This is a genomic window from Exiguobacterium sp. QJM3NY_9, from assembly GCF_056173545.1.
The window spans coordinates 2,278,021-2,299,570 of the sequence record NZ_CM149679.1; the positions used below are offsets into that span (position 1 = coordinate 2,278,021).

The window sequence follows — 21,550 nt, forward strand, 5'->3', positions numbered from 1 at the left end:
CACAAATCGCCTTTCTCTCTCGGTTTCTGATTCAGTGTAGCAGAAGGCGCACTAAAAAAAAAGCGGACGCGAGACTGAATTCAAAAACAATCCCCTTCCTCCATGACTACATGGGCAAGGGGATTCGTATTAGTTTGCTACGATATTGATGAGCTTTTTCGGTACGACGATGACTTTACGAACCGTCTTGTCGCCAATCCACTCTTTTGTTTTTTCATCTGCAAACGCGAGTGCTTCGATTTCTTCTTTTGTTGCGTCGATACTGATTGTCAATTTTGAACGGACTTTTCCGTTGACTTGAATGACGAACTCCATCGTATCACTGACGAGTTTCGTTTCATCATATGTCGGCCACGCCGCATACGTTAATGTCTCTTCAAACCCGAGTTGTTCCCATAACTCTTCCCCGAGGTGAGGTGCGACTGGTGTCAACAACTGAACGAATCCACGAAGGAAGTGACGTGGCAACACTTGCTGTTTGTTCGCTTCGTTGACGAAGACCATCAACTGCGAAATCCCTGTGTTGAATTGAATGTTCGAGAAGTCTTCCGTCACTTTCTTGACGGTCTGGTGATAGACACGTTCAAAGTCGGCGTCAACCGTCTCGATATCTTGAATGTCTGCAGTCCGTTCGAACAAACGCCAGACGCGGTCAAGGAAGCGACGTGCACCGTCGAGCCCATTTTCCGACCAGGACACAGAAGCATCGAGTGGTCCCATGAACATTTCGTACAGACGAAGCGTATCTGCTCCGTGTGATTTGACGATTTCATCCGGATTGATGACGTTCCCACGTGATTTCGACATCTTTTCGTTGTTTTCGCCAAGAATCATCCCTTGGTTGTATAGCTTTTGGAATGGCTCTTTTGTCGGAACAACCCCGATGTCGTATAACACTTTGTGCCAGAAACGTGCGTACAGTAAGTGAAGGACCGCATGTTCTGCCCCACCGATATAAATATCGACCGGAAGCCAGTATTTTAATTTCTCCGGATCCGCGAGCGCCTCTTCATTATGCGGATCGATGAAACGAAGGTAGTACCAGCAGCTACCGCCCCATTGTGGCATCGTGTTCGTTTCGCGGCGTCCTTTCATCCCTGTCACAGGATCCGTATAGTCGAGCCACTCTTCTGCAAGAGCAAGCGGCGACTCTCCTGTTCCCGACGGTTTGATTTCAGGAATCATCGGAAGTTCAAGTGGCAACTCTTCTTTATCCAGCGTCTTCATCGTTCCGTCTTCCATATGGACGACTGGAATCGGCTCGCCCCAATAGCGTTGACGGCTAAAGAGCCAGTCACGCAGACGATACGTAATTTTCTTCCGTCCGACTTGGTTCGTTTCGAGTTCCGCGATGATGGTTTCGATTGCATCCGCCTTCGAGAGACCGTCGAGCATCTGAGAATTGACGTGTTCCCCTTCTCCCGTATACGCCGCTTCTTGAACATCTCCACCCGTTACGACTTCGATGATTGGAAGATCAAATTGTTTTGCAAACTCATGATCGCGTTCGTCATGTGCCGGAACGGCCATGATGGCACCTGTTCCATACGTCGCAAGAACATAGTCGGCAATCCAGATCGGAAGACGTTCGCCAGAAATCGGGTTGACGGCGAACGCACCCGTGAAGACACCCGTCTTCTCTTTTGCAAGATCTGTTCGTTCGAGATCCGATTTCGTTTGAACAGACGCGATATAACGTTCGACCGCTGCCTGATGTTCTGCTGTCATGATATCTGCGACGAATGGATGCTCCGGTGCTAAGACAAGGTATGTCGCGCCAAAGACTGTATCCGGACGTGTCGTGAAGACCGTGACTTGTTTTTTGTGGCCGTCAATCGTAAAGTCGATTTCCGCACCTTCCGATTTACCAATCCAGTTCCGTTGCATTTCTTTCACCGACTCCGGCCAATCGAGTTCATCTAAATCGTCGAGGAGACGGTCCGCGTATTCCGTAATCTTAAGGACCCACTGGCGCATCGGGACACGGACGACGGGATGATTTCCACGTTCAGACAATCCATCGATGACTTCTTCATTCGCAAGGACCGTTCCAAGTGCCGGGCACCAGTTGACTGCCACTTCGTCGACGAACGCAAGTCCTTTTTCGTAAAGTTGTGTAAAGATCCACTGTGTCCATTTGTAGTATTTCGGATCCGTCGTATTGATTTCACGGTCCCAATCATACGAAAAACCGAGGTCTTTCAACTGACGTTTGAACGTTTCAATATTTTGTGCCGTGAACTCACGCGGGTCATTCCCCGTATCGAGTGCATACTGTTCTGCCGGGAGTCCGAACGCATCCCATCCCATTGGGTGGAGGACGTTATACCCTTGCATCCGTTTCATGCGGGCGAGGATATCCGTTGCCGTGTATCCTTCCGGGTGTCCGACATGCAGTCCTGCTCCCGATGGATAAGGAAACATGTCGAGGGCATAAAAGCCTTCCTTACTTGGGTCTTCCGTCGTTACGAACGCGTTATCCTGTTCCCAGCGCGCTTGCCATTTTGGTTCAATCTCACGATGATTATACGACATCTATTCTTCCTCCTCTGATTAAAAAAAACCGGTCCTCCGCCCCTAAGAATAGGGACGAAAGACCGGTTTGGCTTCCGCGGTACCACCCACGTTGTCTGTCAATGACAGACCGCTTGACTCACAGATAACGGTGTGAAGGACCGGATTCGCTACTCGTTGTTCACGAATCATGCTCCCTGACGAGTTCATGGACAGTTCCGACTGGTTTGCACCACCCACCAGTTCTCTAAACGGAATGTCTCCACTACTACTTCAGTTCGTTGCATCTGACTATCTATTAGTTAGTTTAATCTGAATCTTAATCAACCGTCAACGTTTCCGTAAAATTTCTCCAATCGCAGCATGTGTCGAAGCCTGATGATCCGCGTGATGTAACATCTGCCCCGGCATCCGGTCGTCGAGTAACGCGATGACTTCCATCCCAGCTTTTTTCGCCCCCATCATGCCGTTCGCCGCATCCTCAATGACGATACATGACTCTGGGGCGAGACCCATCCGTTTTGCTGTCAGCTCGAAGATAGCAGGGTCCGGTTTAGAGCGCGGGACTTCAAAACCGCTCGTGTAGGCGTCGACTGTCAACCCATAAAATGCGATGACGCGTTCAATTTTTTCAAGCGAACTCGATGATGCAATTGCAATCCCGTAGCCTTCGTTTCGAGCGATACTCATCAACTCATGAACCCCTTCCTTTAATCCACAGTCTTCTGGCTTGGCGTGTTGTTGAAATAAGTCATGTTCCTGTGCAAGTAACGCATCCGTTTGATGCGGTAAGCGATGTTGTTCAATTAATTCCTGCCACATCTCGTCGCCCGTCTTACCCATGAAGGTCGCATATTGAACTAAATCAAGTGGAATCCCGAGTTGATGAAACATTTTTTTATGTACCCCAAAGTAGCGAATTTCACTATCTAAAATGACGCCATCCATATCGAAGATTAAACCCCTCGTTTGCATCCCATCCACTCCTTTTTTTGATTTTAACAAAAAAACGACAGTGATGGACTGTCGTTTCAAACTGTAGACAACGTGCTACCGGGAGATCAAGCGTCTTTTTTCGTTTCTTTCCTCTGGAGAGGCGCAAGCCGTTGTTCCTTGGATCCTAGCGGACAACGAGCAGGGTCTTGCCTGCTTCTGGCAAGTCGCGTTAAACACGCACTTTTCCCATAGGAGTCAACGAAATATGACGCTTTTTAGGTACTACCGTGACGGAAAGCCGGGCATGCAGACACTTTAGAGCGCAATCCGTCTCGAATCGCTTTTAAAGCGAAAAGCAATCGGGGACGACCCTGCAGCTCTGCTGTAGCGGCGTGACCAATTGCCGCTTTGAAGACGAGGCGAGGCAGGGATGCGCGAACGGATTGCTTCTCGATATCGCATGTTCACGCTTCATAAGAGTTTGTCTACACGCCGAAACGACAGTGATGGACTGTCGTTTTTATCATTTCGAAATCAGTGTTGGTTGCGAACGATATCCCGGAAAATAATGTTCCAACTCTCCGTCTCCATAGAGCTGGCACAGTTGTTCATATTGAGCAGGCAGTAGAACATTTTTTCCTAAATGATATTCAAACAAACGATAGCCCGTATAGCGACACTTACTCTCGAACAGGCTATCACGCTCTTTATACCCGCCACCTAAATGCTGTTCGACCAACCCGGCATCTTTCGCACATAAAATAGCCTCGAATTCTAACCGTTGATTTGGATAGACCTTATGTTCATCCCGCTTACAGCCAATCAAATGACCATGTGCAAATTCTCGACCAAGTAAAACGAAGTAACCTCCGATGATTTCCTCGTTAAGTTCTGCAATCAAGAGGAGCGGCGTACAGAGGTTCGTCGGCTCAAATAACTGTTCGAAGTAATCTCGAGAAAAGTAGTAATGGCTCGAAGCGTCCTTTCGGTCCATCGTCTGATAATACAATTGAATGAACGATTGTAAATCTTCGTGTGTCCCTCGCCGGACAACTAAATCAGAAGCCAGTGATTTCCGAATCATACTCCGCGTCTTCTTATGAAATGTCTGTGTAATTTCTTCTACGGATGGTCGTAGGTCGATACTCGTAGTATGTCGAATAAATTCTTTTTGTGTCCAGTGGTGTGCATACCGCTGATTTTCAGTCAACGGATTGTATCGGATCAACTCTGTGACAATCTTTTTCTGCAATGCCCAGTCATAAAAGGAAGTTCGAGCCTCTGCCCACTCCTTTTCAGTCAAATCACCCACCACTTCAGGACCGCCATATCCGTATGGAGTAATCAAATCCCAATACTCCGTATCAAAAATAGCTCGTTTTAAGAAAGGATAAAACAGTTTCCCGGCCTCTCCTTGAAAATAAATCAACCCGGGATGTTCCCCTTCTCGTGCATTTAACATAACGTATTCATAACTGTAAAAGATGTCTAGCGGCTGATTGCGAATAAGTGCTGTCCAAGTTGCCTGATCGTCGATAAAAACGCACTTTGCCATTCTGGTACACCTCCTGTTAAAAAACAGACCATAAAAATAAAATTAAATTCCTTTAATTTGGTTAATTAATTAAATTTTACCTCTTTAAATCAGTACCCTGTTTGATTTCTTTTTATTCCGTTTAGCAAAAAAAAGACCAACTATTTCTTTTCGAAACAGTTGGTCTCAGACTGTACACAAAGTGCTATTGGGAGATCAAGCGTCTTTTTTCGTTGCTTTCCTCGGGCGAGGCGCAAGCCGTTGCTCCTTGGTCCTCCCGGACAACGAGCAGGGTCTTGCCTGCCTCTGAAAGTGCGTTAAAAAACGCACTTTTCCCCGCAGGAGTGAACTGAACCCTGAATGATGGACACTTGATAAAAGACCCCATTCGGGGTTTTTTGTGTTTAAAGATATCGATATACTGTACCTATTCAATTTAGACGGGAGAATTATTCATGAACAGACGTACCTTCAATCCAGATCAAATCAGACAACTTGAAGCGAATCTTCACGTAGCCTCGGTATCAGATCGTACGATTCAATATAAAGGAGAATTTAAGATTCACGCTGTACGTGAGAATTTAGCTGGTAAGCGACCGATACAAATCTTTGAGGAAAGCGGCTTTGACCTGGACATGATCGGTAAGCGAACAACGAACGAAGCGTTGAAACGATGGCGGAAGACCTATCGTATTTATGGAGAAGAAGGACTCTTGAATGAGAGACGTGGAAAATCAAATCTTGGAGGTCGACCGAAAAAAGATGATTCCGTCGAACGACGCCTTGCGAAAGCTGAAGCACGAATCAAGTACCTCACAACGGAGAACGAATTACTAAAAAAGCTCGACGCTCTCGAAAGAGAGGCGAAGTATCGAAACTAACCGCATCTGAGCGCTATCAGGCAATCAATATTGTCTTACGGAAACAATCATCGGGCCGATTCGTGACGGATCTATGTACGCTCGCTGAAGTGAGCCGCAGTGGTTATTACGCCTGGCTCGCACGTACGGATAGTGTTTCCCTTCGGGAAGAACGCGACTATGCGGACTACCTACTTCTAAAACGTGTTCATGATCGTCACAAGGGAAAAATCGGCTATCGTGGTCTTTACATGGAGATGCTTGATCTTATTGGTGGACCGATGAATCATAAACGTATTTTGCGTATCATGAGGAAGTTTGGAATCGTGACGAAAATCCGTAGGCAGAACGCTTATCGTAAAATCGCTAAAGCGACATATGAACATAAGACTGTACCGAACCACTTGAACCGTCGTTTCGATCAAGATGAGCCTGGTAAGGTATTCGTCACAGACATCACTTATCTCCGTATTGGATCTGGCCAAACTGTTTATCTCTCTTGTGTGAAGGATGTCGCTACACGTGAAATTATGGCACATCATCTATCTACAAGCCTCCATATGGAACTAGTCCTTCATACAACGAATAAACTCGCAGAACGACTTCAAGGGAATATACACCCGGAAGCCATGATACATTCCGATCAAGGATTCCATTATACGCATCCTGCTTATCAAACACGCATCCGTGAGATGGGAATGCTTCAATCCATGTCTCGTAGAGGAAACTGCCTAGATAATGCCCCGATGGAATCGTTCTTTGGGCACTTGAAAGATTATGTCGATTATAAATTAGCATCTGACCTCGATGAGGTCTGTGCCATGGTCGATGCTTACATTGATTATTACAATAGCGAACGAAGACAATGGAAACTACAAAAGATGACTCCGGTACAATACCGAAGCCATCTCATAGCAGCTTAATACGTTAAGGGTGCTTTTATTAAACTGTCCAAACTCTAGGGCTCAGTTCAGAGTCAACGAAACGTGACGCTTTTTCAAGTAACACTGTGACGGAAAGTCGGGCATGCAAACGGTTTAGCGCGCAATACGTCTTGAATCGCTTTGAAGACGAGGCGAGACAAGGAAGCCAGAACGGATTGCATCTCGATACCACCTGTTTACGCTTCTTAATAGTTTGTCTACACGACGCTTAGACCACCTATTTCTTTTTCGAAACAGTTGGTCTAAGCTCCCTTAATTAGTTTTAGGAATTGCTCGAACAAATACGATACCTGCAAGTAAAATCAATCCGATTAGCGTCAAGAAGACCGCATTCATCCCAGATAAATCGTAAATCAATCCACCGACCGTCGGACTAATCATCCGTCCGGCGGAAGCCGCAATGTTGACGTAACCTTGGAATTCACCTTCTTTACCGATCGGTGCAAGTCGTGCCGCCATCGCAGGGACAGCTGGCCAAATGAACATCTCTCCAATCGTTAAAATGACCATCGCAACAAGAAACATTTCAAACCCTTCAGCAAACGGTACGATGAGATAGGATAATAAGAAGATGCCCGTTCCCGTCAATAATTGACGTTTTAGATCATCTCCGAACCATCTTAAAATCGGCGTCAAGAGCGGTTGTGCGAAGACGATTAATGCTCCATTGATTGTCCATAAAATCGAGTACTCGGAAATCGTCACACCAAGTGATTTCGTGTGGACGGCAAACGTTCCTTGCCATTGTACATAAACGAACCAAAGCAACGCATATCCGACTGAAACGTAGAGCATCGTCCGAACCGATTCCTTCGATAACGGCTCACGGACTTCTTCCGTCGTGAACTCTTTTTGTCGTTTAACCTGCGGCGCCTGAATCCAGTTCAATCCTATGAACAGAACAATCGCAAACACTACATAGAGCAATAAGTTCGCGATGAAAATAAATTGAATATCAATCGCAGCAATTTGACCACTGACTGCCGTACCAAGCGCAACTCCAACGTTTTGTGCTACATAGATTGCATTGAAGGCACGTCGTCCGCCTTTTGGCCAAATCAGACCGGTTAATGCGTAAATCGTCGGGAACACCATCCCCCCGACGAAACCGATCAATCCAAGCATCGTCACATAACCAATGAATGTCTGATGGAACAACAGCAGACCAATCGAAGCAATCACGAGTCCGATGACACTGATGATGAGCGTCCGCTTCCCACCTAAACGATCAAACGCTTTTCCACCCATGTAATTTCCGACGATTGCGAGCGCCGAGTTGACGAACAAGGCCATTCCTGCCTTGGTCATGGATTCGCCTAAGTATTCATGAATATATAATGTATTAAACGGCCATAAAAAAGAGGCTCCTGTCGTATTGATCGCCATCGCCAACACGAGGATCCAGACCGCACGAGGTAATTTCGGCATAATAGGTGTCCTCCAATATAGTTCTCACCTTTGCCACTTTACGAAATTGTTCTGTGCTCTGTCAAGAAACTTCATTTTGAATGAATTATCGGAATAATGGTATAATCAGGAACAAAAGAATACGTGATGAACGAACAAAGAACAATCTTACTTGAACAGGAGCCTAAACCCATGTCACTAGCCCGCGTCTTACCTTATGCCAAAGAACTCTTAGAATCTGTCATCCACGAAGGAGATTGTGTCGTCGATATGACTGCCGGAAATGGTCACGATACCTTGTTTCTTGCGGAGCAAGTCGGACCAGACGGTCGTGTCATCGCCTTCGATGTACAAGAACAAGCGATTGAAGAAACGAAACGTCGTCTAGAAACCGCTCACGTCAAAGAGTGGGTCGATCTCTACCACGAAAGTCATATTCATGTTGGCGCACGCCTCGTTAATGAAGCCCGTCCGATTCGAGCGGGCGTTTTCAATCTTGGTTATTTACCAGGAAGTGACAAGTCCGTCACGACGACCGGTGAAGATACGTTAGAAGCGCTAGGTGCTTTGTTACCCGTCCTCGTACCCGGCGGTTTAATCGTCCTCGTCATCTATCATGGACATGTAGAAGGAAGACGGGAACGGGATGCTGTTCTCGATTATGTCGAAAGTCTTTCGCAGCAAGACTACGCCGTCTTACAGTATCGTTTTCTCAATCAACAAAACAATCCTCCTTTCATCATCGCCATCGAAAAAAAATTAAAAAAGCAAACACTCGATTAATAGTAAAAGACGCTGTCAGCACGACAGCGTCTTTTTTGTCATTCCTCAACCATCTTCAAAAAAAGCAATAATTTTTCAGCGAACCGTGTATTGAGACGTTCAAAGCTGAAATGCGGAAATCCATGGAGCCGTTGAAGATAGATTTGATCGCCACCCATTTTCCGGCAAATCTCTAACGTATATTTTACGTCCGCGAATTGATCGTCCGGTGCATAAAAACAAGCGAGGTTGACTCGCGGTAGTTTCTTCCGCTCTTCATCATGTAAGACGATTTCTTCTTCAATCTCCCGGTACTGTGCATATGTCAACTCACCAAGACGTGCCGTATCTTCACTATTTTGACCAAACGGCAACATCCCGAGTGGCGCATCCGGCCGAAAACGATCGAATGCACTTGCAAATACTTGTTTGACGCCACCGAGTTGTTTTGAATTATGCCAATCAAATAACGGCGAAATATACGACAAACTCGCAATCGGCAATTCATATTCCTGCAGTAGCCGGTTGACGACGAGTGCGCCCATGCTGCAGGCGATGATATGAATCGGTAACTTTCGTTTTCCGGCTTCTCGTAAAGCATCCTTCAGTAGTTGTTGATGTTCCTCAAGCGATATCCGGCGCGGTGCGTCTACACGTAACACTTCATAATCCTTTTCAAGGACTCGAATTAATGCATCGCTCGGCGTCGCTCGCAGTTGAAGGGGATAGACGAGTACGATAATCCCTGTTGCTTGATCTTCCACAAACTCACCTCTTCATACAAGTATCTCTGTATTATAACGTTTACATCTTGATGTCAAAAACCATCTTAAGTCGGATTTTCATTCATATATACGTTTTAAGCGTGTCACAGGTTCCACTTGACCGAAAATTTCTTCAGTCGTTTCACTTTCTTCTCTAAAACCGAAAGAGACTAGAAACTGGCGCGCTTTATAGTTTCGTGATTCAACGTAGACTTCAATCGGGGAAGCACCTTGGTGTTCAAGTTCACGAATCAACTTTCGTCCAATCCCATTTTGTTGATATTTCGGTAGTACATACAAGCGAACGATTTCCCACGTGCCGTCAACATCGATCGCATGGATGAAACCGACGATTTCTTCCTCGATAATGGCGACATTGAAATATTCTCCCCGCGCTTCCTCCGCCGTCCGAATTGCTCGAACGACTTCTTCTTGCGGATACGCCTCTTGTACGAAATGGGCTTTCGAGCTTTCCGAATAAATCTCTTCGTACGTATCCATCCAAGAGGTAATGGCAATATCATGAATGCGTGCCGCATCAGTAGGAATTGCTTCGCGTATCTCCATATCGGACTCCCCCTTTTTTCCGTTTACCGGTACATGTTCTTTTACCCTTTTCTAGAAAAATCATTCGTTTCCCTGCAAAGTTCGAGACAAACAAAAAAAGTTCAGAAACAAACTCATGCGAGTCTGCTTCTGAACTGAAAATTAAGCGAATCGTTTCGCTTGTTCTTCAAGAATTGCTGCTTTATCTGTTTGCTCCCATGGTAATTCGATATCTGTACGACCGAAATGACCATAAGCTGCTGTCTGACGATAAATCGGACGGCGGAGATCAAGCATGTTGATGATCCCTGCTGGGCGAAGATCGAAGTTTTCAGCAACGAGTTCGACGAGTTGTGCTTCTGGAAGTTTACCTGTTCCAAACGTATCAACTGCAATCGATACTGGGTGCGCGACACCAATCGCGTACGCAAGTTGAACTTCTGCTTTATCTGCAAGACCAGCAGCTACGAGGTTTTTCGCGACGTAACGTGCTGCATATGCTGCAGAACGGTCAACTTTTGTTGGATCTTTACCAGAGAATGCGCCGCCGCCATGACGTGCATATCCACCATACGTATCAACGATGATTTTACGTCCAGTTAATCCTGCATCACCTTGTGGTCCACCGATGACGAAGCGGCCTGTCGGGTTAATGAAGAACTTTGTTTCCGCATCGATGTATTCTGATGGAATCACAGGTGCGATGACATGCTCTTTCAGGTCTGCTTGGATTTGCTCAAGCGTCACTTCTTCTGCATGTTGTGTTGAGATGACGATTGTATCGACACGAACCGGTTCGTTGTTCTCATTGTATTCTACAGTTACTTGCGTCTTACCATCCGGACGGAGGTAGTCAAGTTGTCCAGTTTTACGGACTTCTGCGAGACGACGAGCAAGTTTGTGTGAAAGTGAAATCGGAAGTGGCATCAATTCAGGTGTTTCTTTCGTTGCATAACCGAACATGAGACCTTGGTCCCCTGCACCGATTGCATCGATTTCTTCATCTGACATGCTACCTTCGCGTGCTTCAAGCGCTTGGTCAACACCGAGAGCGATATCTGCTGATTGCTCATCGATTGAAGTCAATACAGCACAAGTGTCTGCATCGAAACCATATTTAGCGCGTGTATAGCCAATCTCACGAATTGTTTCGCGAACGACTTTCGGGATATCGACATAAGTCGATGTCGTGATTTCACCTGCGACGAGGACAAGTCCTGTCGTGACAGATGTTTCAGCAGCGACACGAGCATTCGGATCGGCTGCGAGGATTGCATCTAAGATAGAATCCGAGATTTGGTCACAGATTTTATCCGGGTGACCTTCAGTAACTGACTCCGACGTAAATAGTCGGCGATTAAGGTTTGTCATGTTTGACCCTCCCAAAAAAGAATTTGACGGTGTACTCATTTCCCCTAGTTGAGTGGGACGGTAAAATGAAAAAAACCTCTCCATGTCCAAAAAATGGTCAGGGAAAGGTTGTGCGTTCTTCCTTTACCCTCTTATCGTTCGAAGTGTTTACTTCGCTTCAGGAGAGCACCTTTTCCTTCATTAATAGAATTCTTAATGTAGGACGGTTGCCGGGTTTCTTCGGGCCTTGTTCCCTCCACCTGCTCAGAATAAGAGTATCCGTTACGAATTACATGATATAAAGTTGTGACCACTCTGTCAAGCTACGTTTTAATTTCTAGTCGAAACTTTCCCGAAGAGATGTTAAACTGTTAATGCTGAAAGCGTTTCCAGAAAAATAGAAATCAGCGCTAAAAAAGGATTGCTCATCCTTTAGTATGTCATATATAATAAATGTGTCATACTAAATGCCAGAGCTAAACCAACGTAGGGGAAAGGTGGGGTCAGGATGCCGATGACGGTCCTGAATATCGAAGAGCTACTCAAGAAGGAGCATGTGTTCAAACAACTATCTGTTGCTGAGCTAGTCGAACATGCAATTCGTAACGAAGAAGGGGTTCTTGCTGAAAATGGCGCTCTGTCTGTAGAAACGGGGAAATTTACAGGTCGTTCACCTAAAGACAAGTTCATTGTTCGCGATCAGTCATGCGAGTCACATATCGATTGGGGCCATGTCAATCAACCGATGGAAGCAGACAACTTCGAGCAACTTTTACAAAAAGTTCTTCGCTACATGAATGAAGCAGATCAGCTCTACTACACAGAAGCTGCTGCTGGTGCAGACACTCATTTTACCCTTCCGGTTCGGATTGTGACACAATATGCTTGGCATAATTTGTTTGCAAAACAACTATTTTTGCGTGAATATCCGACAGAAGCTGCTTTTGAGCCTTTCACGGTTATTTATGCGCCTCACTTCAAAGCAGATCCGAAAGTCGATGGAACGAATTCCGAAACGTTCATCGCCATGTCATTCGAACATCGGATTGTCTTAATCGGTGGAACGGAATATGCGGGCGAAATCAAAAAATCGATTTTCTCTGTCATGAACTACCTTTTACCTCAACGAGACGTCTTATCGATGCATTGCTCGGCTAACGTCGGTCATGAGGGTGACGTCGCTTTATTCTTCGGATTATCCGGTACTGGTAAGACCACACTGTCTGCTGACGACAGTCGTCAATTGATTGGTGACGATGAGCACGGGTGGTCCAACGACGGCGTCTTCAATATCGAAGGTGGCTGTTACGCAAAAACGGTCAACCTATCGCGCGAAAAAGAACCACAAATCTTTGATGCGATTCGTTTTGGCACTGTCCTCGAAAACGTCGTCCTCGATGATGCACGAATTCCTGACTATGATGATACGTCGAAAACGGAAAACACACGGGCCGCTTATCCGATTACAGCGATTGATAATATTGCAGTACCATCACGCGCCGGACATCCGAAAACGATTGTCTTTTTAACAGCTGATGCTTACGGCGTCCTGCCGCCAATCAGTAAGTTGACGAAGGAGCAAGCGATGTATCACTTCTTATCCGGGTATACATCGAAGTTAGCCGGGACAGAGCGTGGCGTAACAGAACCGGAAGCGACATTCTCGACATGCTTCGGTTCGCCTTTCTTACCGCTCATTCCTGAAAAATATGCAACGATGCTCGGTGAGCTCATCGACCGGCATGGTGTCACGGTCTACCTCGTCAATACAGGCTGGACGGGTGGCGCATATGGGACGGGAAGTCGGATGAAGCTTTCCTATACACGGACGATGGTCAATGCAGCTGTCAACGGCACGCTCGCTGATATCCCGACGGAAGAGCATCCGATTTTCGGGCTACACATGCCGCTCGAAGTCCCTGGTGTCCCAAGCGACTTGCTCAATCCTGTCAAAGTTTGGTCGGATGCTGATGCGTATGAACAACAAGCACGGGCTTTGGCAACTAAATTCAAACAAAATTTCACACGGTTCGACAGTGCAACTACTGAAATCAAATCAGCAGGGCCACGTGTTTAATTAAATTAAGATAATTAAAAGGCACCAGACACTGTATGTTCAGTGAGCTGGTGCCTTTTAACGTCCATTAGACGATTGAATCTTCTTCATCCGGTTGCAGATGAAGTTCTTTTTTAGTCAACCAATCTTGACTCTCTTTTAATAGTGCATAGGCACGCTGTTTTGAAATACCAAAACGATGGGTTAGTTTTTCAAACTGTTCAAATTCACCACGGTCGGCACTAATCGCGAGCAATAAACAATCACGAAACGGGTGATCTTTTCCTTGTAACACGATTTTCAACGTCGACTCGATTGGTAATTGATCGATGATTTCATCAATATCGACTGACAGTAATGCATCGATATGCGAGAGTAAGCCAATCATGTAGGCACTTTCCGGACGTAACGTCTTTGTTTCAAGTGCAAATAACTCGCATAACTTGGCACAATGCAGTGAAGAACGCAACAACTCGTCTGACCACTTGTACGGACTCGCAAGTCGCATCTCTCGTAAAACGATTAACGAAATCCAACTTTTAAGTTGTGAAAACCCGAGCAGTGAAATCGCTTGACGAACGGATTCGACGGTATTTCGAAGACCAATCCCGGGAGAATTGATAAGCTGAAGGACTTGCACACTAATGTATGGATTTCCTTCGATTTCATCAACGACTTGATCATAATACTCATCTGATTCGAGCCACTTCAACATCTTTAACAATACAGGCAATTGTGGCGGAACAGCCTTCCCTTTCATCAGCATCGGTTTTGCATAAAAGTAGCCTTGGAACCAGTCGTACCCCATGCTCAAGCTACGCAGATGATCTTCATGCGTTTCGACACGCTCTGCCAACAAACGGATATGCGGATAGTTTCGTTTAACGATATGTAAAATCGCACTTTGTTCACGTGGGTTGATTGCTTCGATATCAATTTTTATTAAATCAATTAAATCAAACAACTCTGGACCATGATTTCGTAATAAATCCGTCACGAAATCATCCAAGGCCAATTGAAATCCAGCCTCTTTCCATTTTTTCAAAACCGACAGCATATGCGAATCGATGACGACGGTCTCAAGCACTTCGATGACAAATCGTTTCGGATCTAAGTGGTCAATCAGCTCACCTTGCAATAAATCACCGGTGAAATTGATGAATAAACGTTTTCCTTCTGCCACTCGATCGACACCTAAATGGACAAGCGTATTCGTCAACACGTCCATCGTCGCTAACTCACCATCAAAAATAGCAGGAGCTTCAACTGAACGATATAATAATTCAAACGCATCGATGGCACCGGATCGATTCACGATTGGTTGTCGTGCCAACAAGATTTCCATCCCGTTCTCCCCTTTTGTCTTCCACCCTATAGTTCACTTCATATTTTTTAGTATACCAAATATTGTTTTCTGTTTAAAAAATGCTTTTTTAAAACATATCAATGTTACTGATTTTCTAAAAAAAGTCACCCCGGCTGTTCGAGGTGACTACATCCTATGTTATCAGTGCATCATCCAATCGATGATTTCCTTCGTCACAGCAAATTTTTCATGCAACGGAAACTGATGGGCCTGCTCGTAAATCCGAAGCCGCGTCTGACTCGGATAGCGTGCAGCGTAATTCGTTGCATGACGTAAGCGAACCTTTTGATCGTACCGTCCGTGAATCAGCAAGACTTGCCCTTGTGGGGCGGCGTAGAGCGGCGAACGGATTTGATACGCATGTTGTTGCGTCTCTGGCAATCCACCCGTGAAACGGCGTAACATTTTTTGCATCGTTCTCTGTTCTTCATATGTCCAGACGAGATTCGTCACCCCTGCCCATGAGACCGTGCGCGCGACCGGGCGATGATGTGCCAACAACAAGGCCATCTGTCCACCACGAGAGAAGCCGAACACCGAGACGCGTTCCACGTGACGGGTTAACCAATCATATGCCCCTGTTGCATCACGAATATCATGATGACCAAAATCTTCCTTCCCAGTGCCCCCTAAGTTCCCTCGGTAAAAAGGGGCCATGACTAAAAATCCGGCTTGAGCAAACTGCATCAGTCGCGTCGGTCGAACCATTCCGATATTACGTGTCCCGCCACGTAAATACAGCATCCCTTGCCCATTCGGACGTGTCGGTAAAACGACATAGGCACCGACCCGTTCGTGATCAGATGTTTCATAGTAAATACGAAACGTCCGGAAGGGACCTTGCTTCGGCAATTCAAACCAATCGGCGTTCGGCGAGTACACGAAGTGTCTCCGGAAGGACACGGTCCTTCATCATAAAGCTGTATTTTCGATTCGCGTCAAGACGCTGCGGGAGGTCGTCCAACAAAAAGGCTCCGTCTGTCTCATCGACAGCGAGATGCGGAACGAGTGATTCGATTTCGGCGAAGTAGATATTCTTAATGATTGTATCGCCTCGTCCTTCGACACGATATTGACCAATGTAGGCGAGGCTTGCGATGCTTCCGCCTGTCTCCTCCATCACTTCCCGGCGTGCCGCTTCTTCCGCTGTTTCACCCGGTTCGACTTTTCCCCCAGGAAACTCGTACCCGCGTTGCTTATGATGCGTCAATAGCCATTTCCCCTCGTACACGGCAATGACCCAGACATGGAGAGGTTTTGTTGAGAATGGATGATCATCGAAACTCAACTCAACTTGATTTTGATAGTAATCTAAAAATCTAATCACGTACGTGCACCTCATTTCTTCTTCTACCTTCACTTTACCTGTTTCGAAAGCATTCTAAAAGTGAAAGTGCGTAGGAATCGAGGAGAATGACAAAAAAAGGCATCCCCTGTCATCCAGGAGATGCCTTTTTAACTTATTTCAAGCGTGCTTCGAGCTCTGCTTTTTCTGCTTCAAAACCAGGTTTTCCGAGAAGTGCGAACATATTTTTCTTATATGCCTCAACACCGGGTTGGTCGAATGGGTTAACTCCAAGAAGATAACCGCTCATCGCGCAAGCTTTTTCGAAGAAATAGAACAAGAATCCGAGATGGTACGGCGTCATCTCTGGTAATTCGACTGTTAAGTTCGGAACTTGACCATCTGTATGAGCAAGTAACGTCCCTTCTGCCGCTTTATCGTTGACGAATTGGATTGATTTCCCTTCGAGGAAGTTCAAGCCGTCAAGATCTTGTGCATCTTTTTCAATCGTCAATTCATGACGCGCTTGCCCGACTTTGATGACCGTCTCAAACAAATCACGACGTCCCTCTTGCACGTATTGACCCATCGAGTGTAAATCTGTCGAGAAGTCGACCGCTGCCGGGAAGATCCCTTTAAAGTCTTTTCCTTCAGATTCTCCGTACAACTGTTTCCACCATTCCGATACGTAATGTAATGCCGGTTCATAGTTGACGAGAAGCTCAATCGTTTTTCCTTTTGCATACAATGCATTTCGGACGACCGCATATTGATATGCTTCGTTTTCAGCAAGATTTTCATTCGCGAATTTCTCTTGTGCGTCACGCGCACCTGCCATCAATTCTTCGATTGAAATGCCAGCAGCAGCGATTGGCAAAAGACCGACCGGTGTCAAGACAGAGAAACGTCCACCGACATCATCCGGAATGACGAACGTCTGGTATCCTTCTGAGTCAGCAAGCGTTTTTAACGCGCCACGTGCTTTGTCCGTCGTTGCATAAATTCGGTTTTTCGCTTCAGCCTGACCGTATTTCTCTTCCATGAACGATTTCAACAATCGGAATGAAATTGCCGGCTCCGTCGTCGTCCCTGATTTAGAGATAATGTTGACCGAGACGTCTTTTCCTTCAAGCACTTCAAATAAATCGTGCAGATACGTCGATGAAATGTTATGACCCGCATAAATGATTTGTGGCGCCTTCCGCTCGTCTTTTGATAACAGGTTGTGGAAGGAATGACCTAACATCTCGATTGCGGCACGCGCTCCGAGGTAAGATCCACCGATTCCGACGACGAGCAAGACGTCTGAATCTGATTTGATTTTTTCAGCTGATTCTTGAATGCGAGCGAACTCCGCTTTGTCATAGTTCGTCGGTAAGTCGACCCATCCCAGGAAGTCGCTGCCGGCACCTGTGCCGTTGTGAATCGCTCCATGTAATGTCTTAACCGTGTCTGCCATGTAATCTACTTCATGTTGCCCTACGAATTGTAATGCTTTCGAATAATCAAAACGTACCGTTGTCATTCCATCGTCCTCCTTATTCATTCGCAAACAAATGCGACCTTCCTTCTCATTAAAACGCAAGAAGGAAGGTCGTTCAAGTCTTTTGTGAAAAGATTAGCAAATGTTAGAGAAACTTATAACGCTGCCGTTACGATTTCACGAACATCTTCATTACCAAGTGATTTGAAGTTACCGAAATCACCGCGCGTCATTGCTGACTTAACGATTGAATCGATTGTATCTTCTTTGATGTCGTAATCCGCGAGGCGGTTTGGCGCACCGAGTGATGTCCAGAATGCACTGATCGCATCGATTGTGGCATGCGCTGCTTCGATTTCTGATTTACCCGTCGTATCGACGTTAAAGACGTTTTCACCGAGTGTCACGAAACGATGTGCATTTGATTCGTCCAACACGTGGCGCATCCAGTTCGGGAAGAGGATTGCAAGACCACCTGCGTGTGGAATATCATGAACCGCTGAGACGGCATGCTCGATGTTATGTGAAGCCCAGTCACCGCGTGCTCCCATTTGAAGTACGCCGTTAAGTGCCATCGTACCTGCGAAGAGGATTGTTCCACGAAGTTCAACGTTTTCAAGATCGTTGACGAGTTTCGGTCCTGCTTCGACGACAGCTTTCATGACGCCTTCTGTCATCCGTTCTTGGACAGGTGCGTGTGCTGTGTGGAAGTACTGCTCAAGACAGTGACTCATCATGTCGACAATCCCGTAAATCGTTTGGTCTTTTGGAACACTGACCGTGTACTTCGGATCAAGGATTGAGAACGTTGGGAATGTAAGCGGGCTACCCCAACCGTATTTCTCTTGCGTTTTCCAGTTCGTGATGACAGAACCAGAGTTCATTTCTGAACCTGTTGCTGCAAGTGTCAAGACGGTACCGAATGGAATGACTGTTTCCGGAGTCGCTTTCCCGATGACGAGATCCCATGCTGAACCTTCATACGGAATACCTGCTGCGATTAGTTTTGTGCAGTCGATGACAGAACCGCCACCTAGTGCGAGCAATGCATCAACACCTGCTTCACGTGCGATCTTAATGCCGCGCTCTGCTGTTTCGATGCGTGGGTTTGGTTCAACGCCATCACATTCGACGTATTCGATTCCTGCTTCGTTCAGTTCGCGTGTAACGTCGTCATAGACGCCGTTGCGTTTAATACTTCCGCCACCAAAGACGAGCATGACTTTCTTAGCATTTAGTGTTTTAAGTTCTTCTTTGATTTGGCTGACTTGACCGTCACCAAAAATTAATTTCGTTGGATTGCGATATTGAAAGTTTTCCATTGTGTGTTGCCCCCTTGATAAGTAATGAACATCTTACATTATCCACACATTCCCCTTTCGCATCTATTTTAATGCTTATAACGCAAAAAAACGTAAAAAAAAGAGAACCGACCGATGTCGATTCTCTTAAACATTCTTATTTTTGGAAGTTTGATTTTTCAATCCATTCTTCCAATTTGCCTTTTAACACGTTGAAGCCAGGAGCTTCTTCTTGTTTGAAAGCAGGACCTGCATCGCGGCGTCCAGCGTTTTTGCGTGGGCCTTTAGCGCGTGCTTCGCGTTTTGGAGCTTCCTGAGTTGCTTTGATCGAAAGCTTCATTTTTTTGTTAGCTTCGTCGATGTCGAGAACTTTAACAGTTACTTCATCGCCAACTTTTACGTAATCGTTGATGTCTTTTACGTAATCGTGTGAGATTTCTGAGATGTGGACGAGACCTTGTGTTTGCTCGTCAAGTGCTACGAAAGCACCAAAGTTTTGAATACCAGTTACTTTACCAGTAACGACTTGGTCTTTTTCAAAGTTTGCCATAGTTTATACACTCCCTAACTAAATTCATCAACTTATAATAACATACTTTTTACGGATGGTAAAAAATATTTTTTAAATTGTTTATTTTTTATTTTCCAAGGGAACATTTTAGTAGCAAGACTTCAAGTATTCCCCCTGATTCTGCCGGACTTTTCGAGTCCGGCCCTTTTTTTGTTTCTTCTTACTCCTCAACGCAAAAAGGACCGGTCCGGTCTGCTCGCTTTCCGCGGACAAGACATCATGCCGCTTCAGATGCGTTGCATCTTCCAGGGTCATGATTGTCTTGTTTTCCCGCAGGAGTCGAACATGACCTCACCTGTCCTAGCGTAAAGGAAAACGAATCGTGAAGCAATCAAAATTTAAAGATTCATTCACTGCTTACAAATCGTCAAATCCGTTCGCATCCGTCACTTTTGCATACGAACGTGATTTTTGTTCGAAGAAATCGGATTTCGTCGCATTCATCGAGTCATCCGAATACGCACGAATCCACGGCATGACGTCCTCGTCATGTCCTTCATAGAGATCGGAGAGACCAATGACACGAAGGCGCTTGTTCGCGAGATATTTGACGTAATCACGCATTTCACTGACATCGAGTCCATCTAAGTCACGCAGGACATACTCACTCCACTCGATTTCGAGATCGACGGCACGCTCGAATGTCGCATACACGAACTTCGTGAATGAACCATCGGCATCGATTTCCGGGTGTTCCGTCAAGACGGCACGCAACAATTGACTGATGAAGTACGAGTGTTGCAGTTCGTCCCGCTGGATGTAACTGATCATCGTCGACGTTCCGACCATTTTTTGATGACGCGCTAAGTTATAGAAGAAGGCAAAACCAGAATAGAAGTTGATTCCTTCAAGAACGATTGATGCGACGAGTGATTTCGCAAAGTTTTCCGGTGTCCGGTCGTTTTGGAAATCTTCATATAAATCAAGAATAAAGGCATTCCGCTTCATGACCATATCGTCATCTTTTGCGATATCGAAAATCCGGTTTTGTTCCGAAAGTGGAACCAGACTCGATAAGACATAGCTGTACGACTGGTTATGGACGACTTCCTGTTGCGCGATGATCGCAAGAATTGCATGAATCGACGCATCTGACGTGAACATCGCCGACTCTAGGATGTAACGCGTTTGGACCGAGTCTAAGATTGATAGCAGACCGATGATCCGTTCAAACGCATCTTGTTCTCGCTCACTCAACTGGTTCCACTGTTGCATGTCTTTTGACATCGAAATCTCATCCGGAATCCAAAAGTTCGACAAAAGCTGTTTATAGATTGAATAAAACTGCGGATAGGCGATATCGTTCCAGTTGACGATTGAACTCGTCTCCCCACCGATAATCGCTGTCGCACGATTCGGATGGCGGGCATCAAGCAGTTTGATCTTTTGTAACTGTTCCATGTTGTTCGACTCCTTCTTGCTGTAATTGCAGGATCGTTCGTTTCGTCCATTCTTTGACGGTATGCGGACGATTCCGTGGTGACTGTTCGATTTTTAACAGTTCACCGGCGAGCGGCACACCAAATTTCGCGAGATGGTAGGCCATTTCATCAACGGCGCGGCAGTACTTGACGAACATCTTATCGCCCGTACCGAAGACGGCAGCTTGCGGAATTTTGTGCGGACTTTCCTTTAAGACAAGCTTCAGGCAGTCACGCATTTCATCCGGTAATTGACCGTCGCCCCATGTGTAAGAACCAAAATAGACGATATCATAAGGTGCTAATTGATATGTCGTCACATCATCAGCGAACATCATCGTGGGTTCGACGTGCATGTCGGAACAGGCTTTCGCAATCAGTTCCGCAACCTCCTCTGTGTTACCGCTCATTGACGCATATACGATTGCTGCCTTCATGATATCGTCTCCT

At 45.9% G+C, this 21,550-nt stretch carries 18 protein-coding genes, 1 riboswitch and 1 other annotated feature; of the genes, 3 read left to right on the forward strand and 15 right to left on the reverse strand.

The window, feature by feature from the left end; translation table 11 throughout:
- Positions 1-129 precede the first annotated feature (129 nt).
- From leuS to AC0VYQ_RS11700, 3 genes are all read right to left on the reverse strand, one after another.
- Positions 130-2,535, reverse strand: a complete 2,406-nt coding sequence (gene leuS, locus AC0VYQ_RS11690; protein WP_475403611.1) for a leucine--tRNA ligase — start codon at positions 2,533-2,535, stop codon at positions 130-132.
- Positions 2,536-2,582: 47 nt separating this feature from the next.
- Positions 2,583-2,805 (reverse strand) — a binding site (T-box leader).
- A gap of 39 nt (positions 2,806-2,844) precedes the next feature.
- Positions 2,845-3,489: an HAD family hydrolase gene (locus tag AC0VYQ_RS11695; protein WP_214892321.1), complete on the reverse strand. Its 645-nt coding sequence runs from the start codon at positions 3,487-3,489 to the stop codon at positions 2,845-2,847.
- Positions 3,490-3,973: 484 nt separating this feature from the next.
- A complete protein-coding gene (locus AC0VYQ_RS11700) occupies positions 3,974-5,005 on the reverse strand; it encodes a peptidoglycan bridge formation glycyltransferase FemA/FemB family protein (RefSeq protein WP_475403612.1) in 1,032 nt (343 codons plus the stop codon).
- Positions 5,006-5,439: 434 nt separating this feature from the next.
- Here AC0VYQ_RS11700 and AC0VYQ_RS11705 point away from each other — a divergent pair.
- Positions 5,440-6,767, forward strand: a protein-coding gene (locus AC0VYQ_RS11705; RefSeq protein WP_475403613.1) for an IS3 family transposase whose coding sequence is annotated in 2 segments (ribosomal slippage) — positions 5,440-5,809 and positions 5,809-6,767 — 1,329 coding nt in all. Because the reading frame shifts where the segments join, the coding sequence is not laid out codon by codon here.
- Positions 6,768-7,040: 273 nt separating this feature from the next.
- On the opposite strand, the gene AC0VYQ_RS11710 is transcribed toward AC0VYQ_RS11705, so the two are convergent.
- Positions 7,041-8,216, reverse strand: a complete 1,176-nt coding sequence (locus AC0VYQ_RS11710) for an MDR family MFS transporter (RefSeq protein ID WP_475403614.1) — start codon at positions 8,214-8,216, stop codon at positions 7,041-7,043.
- Positions 8,217-8,387: 171 nt separating this feature from the next.
- Here AC0VYQ_RS11710 and mnmM point away from each other — a divergent pair, with 171 nt between their 5' ends.
- On the forward strand, positions 8,388-8,978 hold the full coding sequence (gene mnmM, locus AC0VYQ_RS11715) for a tRNA 5-(aminomethyl)-2-thiouridylate-methyltransferase MnmM (RefSeq protein WP_088837659.1): 591 nt from the start codon (positions 8,388-8,390) through the stop codon (positions 8,976-8,978).
- Positions 8,979-9,016: 38 nt separating this feature from the next.
- Here the strand turns inward: mnmM and AC0VYQ_RS11720 are convergent, their stop codons facing one another.
- From AC0VYQ_RS11720 to metK, 3 genes are all read right to left on the reverse strand, one after another.
- Positions 9,017-9,721 (reverse strand): alpha/beta fold hydrolase, encoded by a 705-nt coding sequence (locus AC0VYQ_RS11720; protein WP_088837660.1) that lies wholly within the window; start codon positions 9,719-9,721, stop codon positions 9,017-9,019.
- Positions 9,722-9,799: 78 nt separating this feature from the next.
- Positions 9,800-10,288: an N-acetyltransferase family protein gene (locus tag AC0VYQ_RS11725; protein ID WP_475403615.1), complete on the reverse strand. Its 489-nt coding sequence runs from the start codon at positions 10,286-10,288 to the stop codon at positions 9,800-9,802.
- A gap of 141 nt (positions 10,289-10,429) precedes the next feature.
- Positions 10,430-11,638 (reverse strand): methionine adenosyltransferase, encoded by a 1,209-nt coding sequence (gene metK / locus AC0VYQ_RS11730; protein ID WP_159173461.1) that lies wholly within the window; start codon positions 11,636-11,638, stop codon positions 10,430-10,432.
- Between the two features lie 128 nt (positions 11,639-11,766).
- A riboswitch (SAM riboswitch) is annotated at positions 11,767-11,893 on the reverse strand.
- Positions 11,894-12,125: 232 nt separating this feature from the next.
- Between metK and pckA the strand changes: the two genes are divergently transcribed.
- Positions 12,126-13,694, forward strand: a complete 1,569-nt coding sequence (gene pckA, locus AC0VYQ_RS11735) for a phosphoenolpyruvate carboxykinase (ATP) (protein ID WP_159173460.1) — start codon at positions 12,126-12,128, stop codon at positions 13,692-13,694.
- Between the two features lie 67 nt (positions 13,695-13,761).
- Here pckA and AC0VYQ_RS11740 read toward each other — a convergent pair whose 3' ends face one another.
- From AC0VYQ_RS11740 to AC0VYQ_RS11775, 8 genes are all read right to left on the reverse strand, one after another.
- Positions 13,762-15,018, reverse strand: a complete 1,257-nt coding sequence (locus AC0VYQ_RS11740; RefSeq protein ID WP_029331219.1) for an EAL and HDOD domain-containing protein — start codon at positions 15,016-15,018, stop codon at positions 13,762-13,764.
- Between the two features lie 162 nt (positions 15,019-15,180).
- Entirely contained in the window at positions 15,181-15,921 is a 741-nt protein-coding gene (locus tag AC0VYQ_RS11745; RefSeq protein ID WP_475403616.1) for an alpha/beta hydrolase family protein, read from the reverse strand.
- Entirely contained in the window at positions 15,893-16,366 is a 474-nt protein-coding gene (gene ytkD, locus AC0VYQ_RS11750) for an RNA deprotection pyrophosphohydrolase (RefSeq protein ID WP_029331221.1), read from the reverse strand. The genes AC0VYQ_RS11745 and ytkD overlap by 29 nt, the downstream gene beginning before the upstream one ends.
- 133 nt (positions 16,367-16,499) lie before the next feature.
- Complete coding sequence (locus tag AC0VYQ_RS11755) at positions 16,500-17,849, reverse strand: glucose-6-phosphate isomerase (RefSeq protein ID WP_029331222.1); 1,350 nt, start codon at positions 17,847-17,849, stop codon at positions 16,500-16,502.
- Positions 17,850-17,962: 113 nt separating this feature from the next.
- Positions 17,963-19,129, reverse strand: coding sequence for an iron-containing alcohol dehydrogenase (locus AC0VYQ_RS11760; RefSeq protein WP_475403617.1), 1,167 nt, complete (start codon positions 19,127-19,129; stop codon positions 17,963-17,965).
- Between the two features lie 136 nt (positions 19,130-19,265).
- Positions 19,266-19,658 carry a S1 domain-containing post-transcriptional regulator GSP13 gene (gene yugI, locus AC0VYQ_RS11765; protein WP_012371159.1) on the reverse strand — a complete coding sequence of 131 codons (393 nt, stop codon included), beginning with the start codon at positions 19,656-19,658 and terminating at the stop codon, positions 19,266-19,268.
- A 378-nt stretch (positions 19,659-20,036) separates the two neighbouring features.
- Positions 20,037-21,080 carry a ribonucleotide-diphosphate reductase subunit beta gene (locus AC0VYQ_RS11770; RefSeq protein WP_029331224.1) on the reverse strand — a complete coding sequence of 348 codons (1,044 nt, stop codon included), beginning with the start codon at positions 21,078-21,080 and terminating at the stop codon, positions 20,037-20,039.
- The gene (locus tag AC0VYQ_RS11775) at positions 21,049-21,537 is read right to left on the reverse strand and encodes a flavodoxin domain-containing protein (RefSeq protein WP_029331225.1); all 489 of its coding nucleotides are present in this window, start codon (positions 21,535-21,537) and stop codon (positions 21,049-21,051) included. Before AC0VYQ_RS11775 ends, AC0VYQ_RS11770 begins: the two co-directional genes overlap by 32 nt.
- Between the last annotated feature and the right edge of the window lie 13 nt (positions 21,538-21,550).